Raw genomic sequence first — 309 nt, 5'->3', positions numbered from 1 at the left:
CACGAGTAGCATCGACAGCTTGTCGACGGGTCTCAGTACGGCGACCAGCGGCATCTCCAGCCTGTCCACAGGCCTGAGCACTACGAACAGCAACGTCAGCAGCCTGTCGACCTCGACGTCGTCGGGTCTGAGCACGGCCACGAGCGGAATCGACAGCCTGTCGACGGGTCTCAGCACAGCGACCAGCGGTATTTCCAGCCTGTCCACGGGCTTGAGCACCACGAACAGCAACGTGAGCAGCCTGTCGACTTCGACGTCGAGCGGTCTGAGCACGGCCACGAGCAGCATCGACAGTCTGTCGACGGGTCT

At 62.8% G+C, this 309-nt stretch carries 1 pseudogene; it reads left to right on the top strand.

Features of this window, described 5'->3' with window-relative positions:
• Positions 1-309 (top strand): annotated as a pseudogene (locus AC3WQM_RS31955) (YadA family autotransporter adhesin); the annotation flags it as partial.

This window comes from Variovorax sp. FW301-JW7 (assembly GCF_058788795.1).
Note: the sequence above shows the minus strand (reverse complement) of the source record. Positions and strands in the feature narration are given on the sequence as shown.